Annotated in this window: 18 protein-coding genes; 13 read left to right on the forward strand and 5 right to left on the reverse strand. The window is 61.7% G+C overall.

The genetic code is table 11. The features are described 5' to 3' along the window. Positions 1-247 precede the first annotated feature (247 nt). The gene (locus JOE65_RS02790; RefSeq protein ID WP_205161808.1) at positions 248-466 is read right to left on the reverse strand and encodes a hypothetical protein; all 219 of its coding nucleotides are present in this window, start codon (positions 464-466) and stop codon (positions 248-250) included. A 19-nt stretch (positions 467-485) separates the two neighbouring features. Continuing rightward, positions 486-794 (reverse strand): alpha/beta hydrolase family protein, encoded by a 309-nt coding sequence (locus tag JOE65_RS02795; protein ID WP_205161809.1) that lies wholly within the window; start codon positions 792-794, stop codon positions 486-488. 233 nt (positions 795-1,027) lie between these two features. Here JOE65_RS02795 and JOE65_RS02800 point away from each other — a divergent pair, with 233 nt between their 5' ends. The 6 genes from JOE65_RS02800 to JOE65_RS02820 all read left to right on the forward strand — a co-directional run bounded on the left by JOE65_RS02800 (position 1,028) and on the right by JOE65_RS02820 (position 4,744). Then, a complete protein-coding gene (locus tag JOE65_RS02800; RefSeq protein ID WP_239536591.1) occupies positions 1,028-1,327 on the forward strand; it encodes a hypothetical protein in 300 nt (99 codons plus the stop codon). Positions 1,328-1,351: 24 nt separating this feature from the next. After that, the gene (locus JOE65_RS15285) at positions 1,352-1,480 is read left to right on the forward strand and encodes a hypothetical protein (protein WP_275587528.1); all 129 of its coding nucleotides are present in this window, start codon (positions 1,352-1,354) and stop codon (positions 1,478-1,480) included. Positions 1,481-1,596: 116 nt separating this feature from the next. Then, complete coding sequence (locus JOE65_RS02805) at positions 1,597-2,265, forward strand: Crp/Fnr family transcriptional regulator (RefSeq protein WP_239536592.1); 669 nt, start codon at positions 1,597-1,599, stop codon at positions 2,263-2,265. After that, entirely contained in the window at positions 2,262-2,561 is a 300-nt protein-coding gene (locus tag JOE65_RS02810; protein ID WP_205161811.1) for a DUF427 domain-containing protein, read from the forward strand. Before JOE65_RS02805 ends, JOE65_RS02810 begins: the two co-directional genes overlap by 4 nt. Before the next feature lie 82 nt (positions 2,562-2,643). Further along, positions 2,644-3,192 (forward strand): carboxymuconolactone decarboxylase family protein, encoded by a 549-nt coding sequence (locus JOE65_RS02815; protein WP_205161812.1) that lies wholly within the window; start codon positions 2,644-2,646, stop codon positions 3,190-3,192. A gap of 61 nt (positions 3,193-3,253) precedes the next feature. After that, positions 3,254-4,744 (forward strand): hypothetical protein, encoded by a 1,491-nt coding sequence (locus JOE65_RS02820; protein WP_205161813.1) that lies wholly within the window; start codon positions 3,254-3,256, stop codon positions 4,742-4,744. A 50-nt stretch (positions 4,745-4,794) separates the two neighbouring features. Here JOE65_RS02820 and JOE65_RS02825 read toward each other — a convergent pair whose 3' ends face one another. Further along, on the reverse strand, positions 4,795-5,157 hold the full coding sequence (locus JOE65_RS02825) for a type II toxin-antitoxin system Phd/YefM family antitoxin (RefSeq protein ID WP_338021532.1): 363 nt from the start codon (positions 5,155-5,157) through the stop codon (positions 4,795-4,797). Between JOE65_RS02825 and JOE65_RS02830 the strand changes: the two genes are divergently transcribed. From JOE65_RS02830 to JOE65_RS02850, 5 genes are all read left to right on the forward strand, one after another. After that, entirely contained in the window at positions 5,156-5,485 is a 330-nt protein-coding gene (locus tag JOE65_RS02830) for a thiamine-binding protein (RefSeq protein ID WP_205161815.1), read from the forward strand. The genes JOE65_RS02825 and JOE65_RS02830 overlap by 2 nt on opposite strands. Continuing rightward, positions 5,482-6,129 (forward strand): O-methyltransferase, encoded by a 648-nt coding sequence (locus JOE65_RS02835; RefSeq protein WP_205161816.1) that lies wholly within the window; start codon positions 5,482-5,484, stop codon positions 6,127-6,129. Before JOE65_RS02830 ends, JOE65_RS02835 begins: the two co-directional genes overlap by 4 nt. 17 nt (positions 6,130-6,146) lie before the next feature. Continuing rightward, positions 6,147-6,656 carry a GNAT family N-acetyltransferase gene (locus JOE65_RS02840; RefSeq protein ID WP_205161817.1) on the forward strand — a complete coding sequence of 170 codons (510 nt, stop codon included), beginning with the start codon at positions 6,147-6,149 and terminating at the stop codon, positions 6,654-6,656. After that, positions 6,649-7,494: a fused MFS/spermidine synthase gene (locus tag JOE65_RS02845; protein WP_205161818.1), complete on the forward strand. Its 846-nt coding sequence runs from the start codon at positions 6,649-6,651 to the stop codon at positions 7,492-7,494. Before JOE65_RS02840 ends, JOE65_RS02845 begins: the two co-directional genes overlap by 8 nt. Before the next feature lie 253 nt (positions 7,495-7,747). Then, positions 7,748-9,952, forward strand: coding sequence for a catalase (locus JOE65_RS02850; protein WP_205161819.1), 2,205 nt, complete (start codon positions 7,748-7,750; stop codon positions 9,950-9,952). Positions 9,953-9,956: 4 nt separating this feature from the next. On the opposite strand, the gene JOE65_RS02855 is transcribed toward JOE65_RS02850, so the two are convergent. Further along, positions 9,957-11,390 carry an NCS2 family permease gene (locus tag JOE65_RS02855; RefSeq protein WP_205161820.1) on the reverse strand — a complete coding sequence of 478 codons (1,434 nt, stop codon included), beginning with the start codon at positions 11,388-11,390 and terminating at the stop codon, positions 9,957-9,959. A gap of 74 nt (positions 11,391-11,464) precedes the next feature. Here JOE65_RS02855 and JOE65_RS02860 point away from each other — a divergent pair, with 74 nt between their 5' ends. Beyond that, positions 11,465-12,043 carry a copper resistance CopC family protein gene (locus JOE65_RS02860; protein WP_338021533.1) on the forward strand — a complete coding sequence of 193 codons (579 nt, stop codon included), beginning with the start codon at positions 11,465-11,467 and terminating at the stop codon, positions 12,041-12,043. Between the two features lie 30 nt (positions 12,044-12,073). On the opposite strand, the gene JOE65_RS02865 is transcribed toward JOE65_RS02860, so the two are convergent. Next, positions 12,074-12,694 carry an NAD(P)/FAD-dependent oxidoreductase gene (locus tag JOE65_RS02865; protein ID WP_205161821.1) on the reverse strand — a complete coding sequence of 207 codons (621 nt, stop codon included), beginning with the start codon at positions 12,692-12,694 and terminating at the stop codon, positions 12,074-12,076. A gap of 236 nt (positions 12,695-12,930) precedes the next feature. Between JOE65_RS02865 and JOE65_RS02870 the strand changes: the two genes are divergently transcribed. Continuing rightward, positions 12,931-13,953: a universal stress protein gene (locus tag JOE65_RS02870; protein ID WP_205161822.1), complete on the forward strand. Its 1,023-nt coding sequence runs from the start codon at positions 12,931-12,933 to the stop codon at positions 13,951-13,953. Positions 13,954-13,957: the final 4 nt, after the last annotated feature.

Below are 13,957 nucleotides of genomic sequence, written 5' to 3' on the forward strand. Positions count from 1 at the left end.
GACGTGTCCTCGGATGTTTTTTGCCGCTTGCAAGGGTTGCGGGTAATACCAGGCGGCGTCCGGATTGGCGGTCTCGCCGACTGTGAGTGTGTAATATTTGGACTGCCCTCAACCCGGATCGTGTGCTCTGATTCGGCGAGGACTACACCGTTCCAGCTTGCTTGATAGGTGGGCATGATGGCTCCGTTTCGTTCCGGCTTGTCCCCTCTACGTTACGGTGATGCCGGCGGCGGTTCAGCAATGTCGATCACACAAAGGTCCGGCCTTGAATGTCGCTCTTGCCTGGCGTTTCGTCGAGAACGGACTCGTTTCGCTGTAAATGCACTGTTGATGCCAGATCGGACGGGGCGGCCGTTGGTGTGCGCGCAGTCCCGCCAGCCTCGGCGCGGTCGTAGCCCTCCCCTCCCGTCCTCGGGGTTGATGCGGTGGTGGCGGGAAGGTTGCGCTCGGCCCACGCGGCTATCACGGTGGCGACGTAGCGGGCGTCATTTTCCTTTGAGCAGGGCGTCCCCTTGTTCGAGGTCGTCGAGGAAGAACCTGCCGATGGTGAACGTCCGGCCCGCGATGGTGACCGGCGCAGATCTGTCATGGCGGAGGGTGTCCAAGTCGCCGTCGAGGAGGAGGAGCACATGCGCGGGATCCGCCGGCGCGCCGATGGTCGCCACGGCGCGGACATTGGGCAGGGAAGGCGCGGCGCTGATCACGGCCGCACCACCCAGCGAGTGCCCCACCAGAAGGGATGGGGCAACCACCGTTTCGGTAAGATACCGGGCGGCCGCCCGGAGATCAGCCACGTCGTCCAGACCTCAGCCCGGGCCGGGCACCTCTAGATTCGGGCCGGAAAAGCCGTACCGTCCCGAACCCGGTGAACCGCAACAGCGTAGGCCACAGGGCCGGCATGCGAAAAACGAAAAACGAATAAGCCGGCGGCAGTGGCTTGTTGTGTACTCCAGATTACGGAAGAGGGGCCCGGGCCGGTCATAAGTTGAAGGGTTCAGCACAACCACTTCGACGAAAGACCGCCGCCATGGCTTCTGCACCAGCTCTTACACACTCTTCGATTTCTTCCGGTCTTGGCAAGCGGGTTCTCGCCGGGGCCGCTGGCGGGCTTGCCGGTGGCATTGTGTTCGGCATGTTGATGGCGATGATGGGCATGCTGGCCATGATCGCCTCCATGGTCGGCTCCTCGTCGGCCGTGGTCGGATTCGGTGTCCACCTGATGATTTCGGTGCTGATCGGGCTGGGCCTGACGGTACTGTTCGGCAACAGGCTCCTGACCGGCTATCGCCGCGGCGCGCTCGTCGGGCTCGGCTACGGGATCATCTGATGGGTCCTGGGTCCGCTAGTGATCATGCCCGCCATGTTGGGCATGCCCCTTTTCGCCTTCAGCCTGACTGCTGTGCTGAGCCTGATGGGGCACATGATCTTTGGGGCTATTCTGGGGTTGGTGGCCGTACGGATCATCGCGGGCTGGCCATGAGGGATGAATGCCAAAGTGAGCTGGCCGCCGTCGTCCCCGGGGACCTCAGACCGTGGACCCCGAGCCTACGAGAGGCAGAACCGTTGATAAGTGGACCACTTGACCCGTTCAGCTGCTTGACCGAAGTCGAGCTGTTCGCCTACCTGAGCGCCCAAGAAATCGCGGCCATGGACAAGGTGGCCCCAGCCCGCCTATTCCGCCGCGGTGAACTGCTCTTTAGCCAGTCCGAACCAGTTACCGCCTTGTTCATCCTCAAATCCGGCCGTGTCCGGGTCTTCCGAGTTGCCGAAGACGGGAAGGCTCTGACCATGGCCATCCTTGAACCCGGTGCGGTCTTCGGGGAAATGATGCTGGTCGGCCAGCGCATGTATGACAACTATGCTGAGGCCATAGAGGACGCCACAATCTGCCAACTCAGCGTTGAGGAGGTTGAACGGTTCCTACTTGCGGATCCGCGCATCGCCATTCGCATCTCGCGCCTGCTCGGCGAGCAGGTCGCCCGGCTTGAGGAACGCCTCACCGACCTTGCGTTGAAGCCGCTTTCGGCCCAGGTCGCCTCGACCCTGCTAAAACTCTCGGAGAACATAACACCGCACCGTTTCAACCAGGGACCCACCATCCACCTCACCCACGAACAACTCGCCGGGCTACTAGGCGCCTCCCGGGAGGCCACCAGCAAAGTCATGGGCGAACTCACCGGCACAAATGCTGTCCGGCAAGGCCGCGGACGCATTATCGTCACGGACCGGGACATCCTGCATAAGCTGGCTAGGAGCTCCTCATGATGACAGCCACGTTTCACGGCCAGGTAGTCGCCCGTGCGGAGCAGACGCTCTATCTGGAGGGAAACCACTACTTTCCGCCCAGCTCCGTCGAACCTGCTGTCTTGGCGAAGAGCTGGCTGCGCACCCTGTGCGTTTGGAAGGGTATCGCCCGCTACCATCATGTCAGCGCCGGTGGGTTCCGCGCTTCCAACGCCGCCTGGTCCTACCCCCTGCCCACACCGCTTGCCTGGAAGATCAAGTGCCACATCGCTTTCGACCCCGCCAGCGGCGTAGTCATTAGCGACGATGAACACTGAGCAGTCACTCTCTCGGCACCCTGGTTGACCCCTGCATCACCCTGCTTGAGCCCTATATTAGGAAAGACTGGAGATCATCCCCATGCCACGCATTCCCACTCACACCGTTGCCACCGCACCCGAAGCGTCCCAAGAGACCGCCCGGAAACTCGAACAGAAAATGGGCAAACTGCTGAACATCCACGCCGGAATGGCACACTCACCGGCCGTGCTCGCCTCCTACACAGGGATGAACGCAGCCATCGCCGAACACGGCACCTTCAACGCCCGCACCCGTGAGGCGATCGCCCTGGCCGTGGGCAACCAGAACGGCTGCGACTACTGCCAGGCCGCACACACCCTCTCGGCCCGGCGGGCCGGCCTAGACGACCAGCAGATCGTTGGCATCCGCTCCGGGGAAGTGGACTTCGACGACAAGATCGACACCATCACCGCCGTCGCCCGCGAGGCCGCGGCCAATACCGGAAACGTCTCGGAAGCCACCTGGCAGGCGGCACTGGCCACCGGCTGGAGTTCCGATAAACTCGCAGAGACCTTTGCCCACATTGCCGCGAACCTGTTCACCAACTACTTCAACCACTACGCCGGGACCGAGCTGGACCTCCCCCCGGCACCGGAAATGCACGCTTAAAAAGGAACCTGACTTTAACCCTCCTCCAGCCCGTATCCGCCGCATGACCTAGAGGATCACTATGAATATGGCAGCCCTCCTCCGAGGCGTTGAACTCGCCACCAGGCCGATCCAGCCCGAGAGTAAGGCTGCGTTGGAGCGACGCTGGGCCCAGCTGCCCGACCACGTCAAAACTCCGGGCCAGCTGCTGGGGCGGGCCGCTGTCGGATGTGAAGGCACGCACGGAGTCTTCCCCAAATGCAACCTCACCTGCTCGCCCTGCTATCACTCGGCCGAGGCTAACAAGGTCAGGATCGACGGGGCCCACACCCTCAAAGGGGTCACTGAACAGATGGAGTACCTGCGCAGAGTTCGTGGCCCCCGCGCCCATGCGCAGTTGATAGGTGGGGAAGTTAGCCTGCTCCCCGCCGAGGACCACGCAGCGGCGCTGCTGGCTATGCGAGCCAACGGCCGGGAACCCATGTCCATGACCCATGGTGACTTCGATTACCAATACCTGCTCGACGTCGTACTGGGCACGGATGGCACGCCCCGCTTTGACAGGGTCTCTTTCGCGGCCCACTTTGATTCGCTGATGCGCGGACGCCGGGGAGCTGTGCGCCCCCACAACGAGGCCGAGCTCAACCCGTTCCGGGCACGGTTCGCGGAAATGTTTACCACCCTTAAACGTGAACATGGCGTCCGTTCTTACCTCGCACACAACATGACCGTCACACCGACCAACCTCGATCAAGTCGCTGAGGTAGCCAAGGATGTGTTGAAGATGCCCTATGACATGCTCTCCTTCCAGCCCGCGGCCTACATCGGGGATGACCGCAGGTGGTCCGGAGGATTCGACGCCGTCTCCATCGACGCAGTGTGGTCTCGGATCGAGGCCGGGGCCGGACATGCCATCCCCTGGCAGGGTACCCAGTTCGGGGACCTACGCTGCAATAGGACCGCTATCACTGTCACTGCAGGGACCCGCAGCGCTGCCTTGCTGGACCCGGAGGACCCCAGAGACCTGGAGGCCCGCGATAAGGTCTTAGCGCACTTTGGCGGCATGATTTTTGGCGGTACCCCCACCTGGATTGTGGGCGCGAAAATCCTGCGGGCGCTCCTGACCCACCCGGGCGACGTTCCCCACCTCCTCTCTTTCGCTCTGCGTCTCATGCGCCGGGCAGGTGGGCTGCGGGCCGTAGCCTCTGCAGCCTTCAAACGCCGCCTGTCTTTTAGGACGTTCGTTGTGCACAACTTCATGGATGCTGCCGACGTCGCTCCGGCCTGGGCACTGATGGAGCAAGGCGTAGCCAGCGATGACCCGAAACTCAAGGCAACCCAAGAACGACTCGGCGCCTGCATGTACACCATGAGCCACCCGGAGACCGGGGCGCTGGTGCCCGCCTGCGTCCAGCACTCAGCCCTGGACGCCGGCGAAAACATCAGATTGCGCAAAATGCTCCCGATCAGGCCGCTCACACACCCTTCGGTGGATGCGGAGTCCACCTCAGTGGTTCCGACCACCTTGGATTCGGCCACCGGCCCGGTCGGCGCGCGGACAAGGAAAGGCTGATATGCGAAGATTTGGCAACCATCGCACAGGCCGCCCACGGTTCGGCGCGCTCATAGCGGGTGCCGGCGCTGCCTTGCTGGCCCTGAGCGCCTGCAGCGCTCCGGCCTCGGCGTCGAAGGGCTGACCCGTGGTCCGTGTCCGTGCCCCACTGCACCCAGTCGCTCGGAAGGTCCGAGAAAACCCAGCGGGCGCTTGGCCGGCAACTCGATTGGCACGAGTTTCGCCACAGGTCTCCCACTGCGCGCGATGACAACTTCGTCGCCGCGTTCCACAAGATGAAGCAACTCAGAGAGTCGAGTTTTGGCGTCTTGAACGTTGTACTGTCCCATGTTGACGAACTCTAGTTGGTCAAGTTCGTAAGAGTGAGGGCTCACCGTTCCCAATGTCAGTCCGCCATGGCAGACTTGCCGCATGTTGGTTGCCTTCTCAGTTGCCCCGTCCGGATCCAGTGAAATCCGGCGCGAAAACGAAGACGCGTCAGTGCATGACGCCGTCGCTGCCGCAGTTCGCGTGGTGAGAGATTCCGGTTTGCCCCACCAGACGGATTCGATGTTCACCACCATTGAGGGTGAATGGGACGAGGTCATGGCGGTCATCAAAGCCGCCACAGACACTGCCGGAAAATACGGCAGCCGGGTGTCGCTGGTGTTGAAAGCGGACATACGCCCTGGACATTCCGGTGAACTCACAGGCAAAGTCGAACGTCTAAACCGGGCACTGGAATCGCCGGAACGCTCATGAACCGATGGCACGAAGTGGACCACTACCTGACCGAAACAGTGGTCCGGCCGGATGATGCGGTTCGCAACGCGGTTTCAGCAACGCACGACGCCGGGATGCCGGCCATCGAGGTAACGGCAGGTCAGGGCAAGTTCCTGATGCTGCTCGCCCGCATGTCCGGTGCGCGCAGGATCTTGGAAATCGGGACTCTGGGTGGGTTCAGCACCATCTGGCTGGCACGCGGAATCCCGGAGGATGGCACCGTCGACACCTGCGAGTTCGAACTCGCCCACGCCGAAGTGGCACGCCGCAATCTGGACAGCGCTGGCGTCGGGCATAAGGTCACTATTCACGTTGGCGCTGCCCTGGATACCCTGCTCGCGCTGTCCGGGCCCTACGACCTCTTCTTCATCGACGCGGACAAGGTCAATAATCCGCAATATCTGGAAGCGGCGCTGAGACTGTCCAGGCTCGGAAGCGTCATAGTCCTCGACAACGTGGTCAGGGGCGGAAACGTACTCAACGCGGACGGCGATGAATCAACCCTAGGCACTCGGCGAGCACTCGAAATCATGGGAAGTCACCCGCGTCTTGAATCGACAGCGTTACAGACCGTCGGCGCGAAGGACTGGGACGGTTTCGCGCTCGCAGTGGTGCGCTCCTGACCGCATAGGCTTGGGACATGCAGTTCACCCTTCGTCGTCCTTGCCCCGCTGATGCGTCGGCACTCGTTGATATGAAAGCTAAAGCGTGGCGGCAGACCTACACGGGGGTCGTGCGCCAGTCTGTCATTGATGCACTCGATGAGAACCGTGAGCGGCGGCTCGGCGGCATGACTCAGTTGATCGGCGCAGATAACGGCCCATTTTTTATGGCAACAGACGAAGCAGGCAGGGTCATGGGCGTGGCAGCCTGCGGCCCTGGTCGGGATGAGAATCCGCCTCCGGGCATTGAACTGGAAATGATCTACGTTCTGGCCGAGGCCTATGGTTCCGGTCTCGGCACTCAACTTGCGGACGCCGTGCTCGGCAACAGAACCGCCTACCTCTGGGTTGTCGAGGGAAACGGCCGCGCTGAAGCGTTCTATCGAAAGATAGGCTTCTTACCTGACGGTTCCCGCAAGTACGACGACGGCCTGGACGCCCACGAGATCCGCATGGTCCGCGACGCGGAATGGCCCGCCCGTGGGTAGGCAGCGCGCTAACAGAACCACGGCGCCGGCCGAATCCGACGGTAAGGGTCCGGTTGCCGGCGTCTATTCCATAGACACCGGAACGTGCGAACTTCAGCCAGACGGGTACAGGCCCAACGGGTGGCTGATCCGTATCAACGACGTTCAGAGTTCGCACGTGGATCTGGACGATCCCGCCTACCTTGAATTTGAGTACATGCGTTGGATCGCTGGCCTCGTCGATGCTCACTGGAGTCAGGATGCACGGCTTCGGGCGCTGCACCTAGGCGCTGGGGCATGCTCGCTGGCTCGCCATTTTGCCGCTACGCACCCAAACGCGCGGCAGGTCGCCGTCGAACTGGATGGGAAGCTGGCCGAACGCGTGCGCGATTGGTTCGACCTTCCGAGGGCACCGCTGCTGCGTATTCGGGTGGGCGAAGCTAGGGAGGTGACGGAGTCCCTGACTGAGGACAGCCGGGATCTGATCATTCGGGACGTTTTCTCTGGAAGCAAGACACCGCAGCCGCTGACAACCACCGAGTTCACGGCTCACGTGCGGAGGGTGCTCGCACCTGGCGGGATCTACGCCGTCAATTGTGGCGACGGCCCGGGTCTTACCGCCGCCAGGCGGGAAGCTGCGACCATCACAGCGGCGTTTCCCCATACGGTCATCGTTGCGGATCCGGCGATGCTGAAGGGACGGCGCTACGGAAACATGGTGATCGCCGGCAGCGATGCCTCCATGGGGGATGACCCAGGGTTCATTCGCGGATTGCTGACGGGCGGACTCCCAGCGCACGTTTGGAATGATACCCAGGTTCGCCGATTTGGCAATACTTCATCACCGTTTACGGACTGATTTGGTCAAGATGGACCTTTCCACTGACGCCTCCGGAGGGGAGCGGTAGTGTCTAGTTACGAAGGGTGACCCCAACACCCTGGGTGATTGATTGTTCACCAGGTTCAGCCCAAACCGGTTACAGCGCAGTGGATGGCGCTCCAACCGCTTTGGCTGAACACGTTGGTTACGGCCAACTTGCCGGCCGTCGGATCCGCCCCCGCTTCTGACGGCCGGCCCTCACTTTTCCACGACAACACGTCGGAGGTCCGTGATGAATAAATCCAACGCAGGCAAGCAGATTCCCGGAGCGCCGGGGTCTGAGCCACCCACGGTGGCTGAACCTACTGAACCCCGAGAACCGCTACCGCCAAAGCCGGACCAGAGGAGGCCTAAAACGGTGTCACCAACCGGTGTACCCACCGGCGCCCCACAGCATACGAAGGCCCAGAGCGGACGGTTCCTTACCACCGCGCAGGGCGTCCGGGTCAATGACACAGACCACTCGCTCAAAGCGGGAAATCGCGGCCCCACCCTCCTGCAGGATCATCATCTGCGCGAAAAGATCATGCATTTCGATCATGAGCGGATCCCCGAACGAGTCGTCCATGCTCGCGGGGCTGCGGCCCACGGCGTATTTCGAGCCAACGGTGCTGCTGAAAACATCACTAGTGCGGGCTTTCTCGCCAAGGGTGCGGAAACGCCCGTGTTCGTCCGGTTCTCCAACGTTGTCGGTTCCCGCGGTTCGGCCGACGTCGTGCGTGACACCAGAGGCTTCGCCACCAAGTTCTACACGGACGAAGGTGTGTATGACCTCGTGGGCAACAACATGCCCGTGTTCTTCATTCAGGACGCCATCAAATTCCCGGATCTGGTTCACGCCGCCAAGCCCCATCCGGACCGTGAGATACCACAAGCACAGAGTGCGCATGATACGTTCTGGGACTTTGTGTCCCTCCATACTGAGGCGCAGGCCCACTTGATGTGGCAGATGTCTGACCGGGGTATTCCGCGGTCAAACCGCATGATGGAAGGCTTTGGCGTCCATACCTTCCGTCTGATCAATCACGAGGGCGACACCACTTTGGTGAAGTTCCATTGGAAGCCGCGCGCTGGCGTTCACTCGGTGATCTGGGAAGAAGCGCAGTTGATCAACGGAATGGACCCCGATTTCCACCGTCGGGACCTTGCCGACGCCATTGAGGCCGGGGCTTTCCCCGAGTGGGATTTAGGCGTCCAGACATTCCCGGACACCGACGACGAGACGTTTGAGGGGATCGACCTTCTCGATCCCACCAAGTTGATCCCCGAGGAACTGGCTCCAGTCCAGCTCATCGGGACCATGACCCTGAGTGCGAATCCCACCAACTACTTCGCGGAGACGGAACAGGTTGCGTTCCATCCTGGGCATCTGGTTCCCGGCATCGACGTCACCAATGACCCGCTGCTGCAGGGGCGGCTGTTTTCCTATCTTGACACTCAGATCAGCCGGCTCGGCGGTCCCAATTTTGCCCAACTGCCCATCAATCGTCCGCATGCCCCGGTCAATGACATGCTCCGCGATGGCATGCATCAGACGGCGGTCCATTCCGGTGTGGCGCCTTACAAGCCAAACTCGCTCGACGGCGGGTGCCCCTTCATGGCGGGGGCAGATGCGGGCGCGTTCATCGATGTTCCGGAACGTATCCCTGAATCCATGAAACTGCGGGAAAACCCGGCCTCTTTTGAGGACCACCTGAGCCAGGCTCGGCTGTTCTTCCGGAGCCTGACCAGTACAGAGCAGGATCATACGATCCAGGCCTTCTCATTTGAGTTGGGCAAATGTTATGAGCAGGCGATCCGAGAACGTCAGGTACAGATTCTGGTCAATATTGATGAGCGGCTCGGCGCGGAGGTGGCCACATCCCTTGGTCTGAGTGCACCGAAGCGGACAGAGGACGTTCCGGACCGGGCAACGAGCCCGGCGCTGTCACAGGTGGGCCGGAAGTGGCCAGTGGCTAGCCGCCTCGTAGGAATCGTGGTCGGATCTGAACCAGATGTGCAGGACGTTGAGGCTGCGAAGGCGGCCGTTGAAAAGGCCGGGATGTTGCCGCTCATCATCGCGCCTACCGCCGGAAAGCTCGACGGTGGCAAAGGGCCCGTAGTGCAACGGTCCTACCTGACTGCGCGGTCCATCGAGTTCGACGCCGTCGTGATCGCAGGTGCTCCGACGCCGGCGCCGGATGCCGTGCTGGATCGTGACGCAAAAGCAGGCGATCCCATGGCAGTCATGCAGATTGACCCACGGGTGACGCTTCTCATCTCCGAGTCCTACCGTCATGCCAAACCGCTGGGCGGTTGGGGCGAAGCGGCCTCCGCGCTTCAAGCCGCCGGAGTGCCCTCGTCGGCGCCTGGTGTGGTTCTGGACCAGAGCGCCACGAAGGTCATTGACGACGTCGCCGAGCTGTTGGCCACGCACCGCGTGTGGGAGCGGTCATAAATTACTAGCTGACGCCGAGGATCGCTTGAATGGGGCCGATTCCGAAGAAGATCACGAACGCTCCGGCCACAGCCCACATGAGCGGATGGACTTCGCGTGCTTTGCCCTGGAAGAGGCGGATCAAGACGAAGCTCACGAATCCGGCGCCCAGCCCGTTGGCGATTGAATAGGTGAACGGCATGAGGACGAAGGTAAGGAAAGAGGGAATGGCGAGTCCCCAGTCGGTCCAGTCAATCTGACCAACCTGCGACACCATCATGAAGCCGACGACGACGAGGGCTGGCGCAACGGCCTCAAAGGGGACGAGGTGGATCAGGGGGGTGAGGAACATGGCCAGCAGGAGCAGCAACCCGGTGATGATCGAGGCGAAGCCGGTCCTGGCACCTTCGCCGATCCCTGCTCCGGATTCGACGTAGATCTGGCTTGATGAAGTGGAGGAGCCGCCACCGGCGATCGCGCCGAAGGCGTCCACCAGTAGCACGCGGTCAACGTTGGGGATATTCCCGTCCTTGTCCACATTGCCGGCCTCGTTGGCCAGGCCCACCATGGTGCCCATGGCGTCGAAGAAGATGCTCAGCAGGATCACGAATGCCAACAGGGTTGCAGCCGTGAAGCCCAGGTGGTTGTACGCGCCGAAGAGATTGACCTGGCCAATGAGGCTGAGATCGGGTGCTTCCCAGTCGGGGAGGCTGGGCGTCACCAGCGACCAACCGGTAGGAACGCCGTCGCCCTGCGCACCTGGGTGGGCCACGAGTTCCACAATGCCAGCGAAAATAGTGGCGGCGATGATGCCTATGAGGATCCCGCCCTTGACCTTGCGCACCACCAGGATGATGGTGAGGATCAAGCCGAAGACGAAGACCAGTGTGGGCCAGCCCATGAGTTCACCATTGAATCCAAGCCCCACCGGAACTGTGGTTCCGGCGACATCGGGGATTCGCCGGACAAAGCCGGAATTGACGAGTCCAATAAGCGCGATGAACATGCCGATCCCCACCACGATGGCGGTTTTCAAGCTGGGTGGGACCGCACGGAAGACCGCCGTTCTGAATCCAGTGAGGACCAGGATCAGCATGGTGATACCGGAGAGAACCACCAACCCCATCATGTCCGGCCAGGTTAGTCCTGGGTTTGTTGCCACCGTGATGGCAACGTAGGCGTTGACCCCGAGTCCCGTCGCCAACGCGAACGGATGTTTGGCCCACGCTCCCATGATGATCGTCAAGACGCCAGCGACAAGTGCCGTTGCAGCGGCTACGCGGGCGTTGCCCAATTGCGCTCCGGCGGCGTCTGCCCCGGAGAGAATCAGCGGGTTCAACACCACGATGTAGCTCATGGCGAAGAATGTTGCGATGCCTCCCCGAATCTCACGGGAGAAGTTTGACCCTCTCTTGGTGATCTCGAAGTAGCGGTCTAGGGCGGAACCCAGTTTGCGCATGGTTTTTCCTAGAAGTGGGAAGGGGTAGGCCGCAATGATCTTATCGTGCCCGGTCCACGCGTAGGGTGGTTCAGGTGAAAGCCAAAGTTGTTCTTACGTCGCTGACCGCCGTAGTCGTGGCCCTGCTGCTGGCCTTTGCCGGGCTGCTGCCCGCCTCTGGTCCGGCAGCCGCGCACGACCAAATAAGTGGTACCGATCCGGCGGACGGAGCTACCGTGGCCCAGGCTCCCGAGGAGGTTGCCCTCACATTCACGGGTAACCCGCAGGGCATTGGTTCCGAAGTTCAGGTGATGGATACTGAGGGAACCGACTGGGCTACCGGTGAGGTCAAGATCGTTGACAATCAGGCCATTCAGTTGCTGAAGCCCGGTGCGCCAGCGGGGGATTACACGGTGAACTGGCGGGTTGTTTCTGCTGACGCCCATCCTATTGAGGGTAGTTTCACGTTTACGGCCACCGGTGGATCAGTGGCATCCGCGGTGCCATCCCAGCCCATTGAGGAAGTCGCTCCCGCACCAGCGGAAAACGTCAGCGATGGCGGGTTCCCTTGGGGAATTACGGCGATGATAGTAGTTCTCATCGGGCTAGTGGTCGCTATTGCCGTCACGGCTCGCAAGCGGCTTGGTTCCACCCGGGACGACGACGTCGTCTGACCAGGTGGTTGCCGATCCGGCAGACGCCGATCAGGCGGTGAGAGGTATGGTTGCGCTTTTTGGGAACGTGATGGCGTTACACGCTCCTTTGGCCTGACGGACAATTTCGCGGGTTGTCGGGCTGATCGATTCGCCCACACCAACCAGGTAAATGCCCAGAGTCTGCAGGACCGCTTTCAGGTTGCTGGTGACGGCGATGCCAAGGGAGCGCAGGAAGCTGCGGAAATGATTCTGGGCCACGCGGGTCAGGACAACCGTGTCAGCGAGGACGGTGCCACTGGATGTTTGGATGACCCATTTTCCGTTGTGTCGGACCGGTAGGTCATGGTCTTCGGCAGTCGATTGGTTGAGGCTCTGAACCAGACTTCGCGGCCTGACGTCCAGTTGGTGGCTCCTGGCGTAGGAGCGCAACAGGCGAAGTAGCTCGGTACGTTCGGCGGCTGACCGGAAGTCCCCTGAATGCGGGTTGCAGCCCGCGCCACCGCAGTCCATGCCACCCAGAACTATGGCGTCGACTCCCTTGCGCTGTAATTCTGTTGCTATGGCCAGCCCGGCCAGTCCTGAGCCGATAACGACGGCCGGTGTGAATTCGACGGATTCAGCGAGCGCAGGGCACATGGGGCCTCCGGAACCGTAGGAGTGGTTCCGCACAGTCCGGCGCCTCTTCCGGACTGTGCGGACACCCGGAAGTGAACGGTCAACCGGGCGCACCTCGAAACCAAATAGCCGCTGCCCGGACAGCTTTTTGGTTCCACCGGGTTGCATCCATTCGGTATCGAATGATCGAAGCTTACAAAACTTCCGGGCCCATGGGTAGTCCCAGTCGGAGGGTAGTCTTGAATCATGAAATGTAACCGGGGTCATATACGCGGGGAGGGTCTGTCGTGATGAGAAATGCGGATGAGCGACGGTCGGAATCTGTTAACGGCGCGATTATCGCCGGCGTCGACGGCTCCGATCAGGGAATGGGCGCTGTCGTGTGGGCGGCGAGGGAAGCAGAACGGCGCAAGCTCCCGCTACACCTGGTGACCGCCTATACAGTGCCGGTTTTTGCGGCCTCAAGTCTTGATGCCGGTTACGCCACAGTTGATGATTCGGTCATTCGAGAGGGTGCTGAGGCCGTCCTGAAGCAGGCCATCACCAAGGCCTCCACCTACGATGTGGACCTCCACGCCCGGATAGAGACGGGCGACGCCTCGGGGGTATTGCTGGAACTGTCCGCAGAGGCGGCGATGATGGTCGTGGGTTCGCGGGGCAAGGGAGGCTTCGTTGGCCGCCTACTCGGTTCGGTCAGCAGCGCCTTGCCCGCGCACGCCAAATGCCCCACCGTCGTCGTTCCGCTGTGCGCAGCTTCACGCCTGCCTGACGCAGACGTCGACGTACCGAACGGTCACGATAACGATGGCCCCGATCAGTCTCCGGTCCGCCCCGTCGTCACCGTCGGAGTGGATGGCTCAGAGCACGCGCGCATGGCATCGCTGGAGGCCGCTGAGCTCGCCACTCGCAGGGGGCTGCCCCTTGAAGTTCTATGCACCCTGCCGCCATTCACGGGTTCCCTGGCCTGGGTCCCTGCACCCTTGGACCGCGAGGCTCTGCATGAGGATCTGCTGGAGCAGCTGGAAGCCGGGAAACAGTGGTTGAGCAGTCATTTCCCGGACCTCGAGATTTCGCTGAAGCTTCTCGACGGACCGCCGGTCGAATTGCTCATCGAGGAATCGCGCACAGTGGAAATTTTGGTCCTGGGCACCAGGGGGAGAGGCGGCTTCGCGGGGATGCTGCTCGGTTCCACCAGCCAGGGCGTTCTACACCATGCAAAGGGACCGGTCATGATTGTGCCGGACAAGGAGGACCCGAGGCTCGCGGACCGTGATAAATTCGGTCCCATGGTCTCAGACGACTTCGGCGGCTGATTTG

It is taken from the genome of Arthrobacter roseus, assembly GCF_016907875.1.
Lineage (GTDB): Bacteria > Actinomycetota > Actinomycetes > Actinomycetales > Micrococcaceae > Arthrobacter_J > Arthrobacter_J roseus.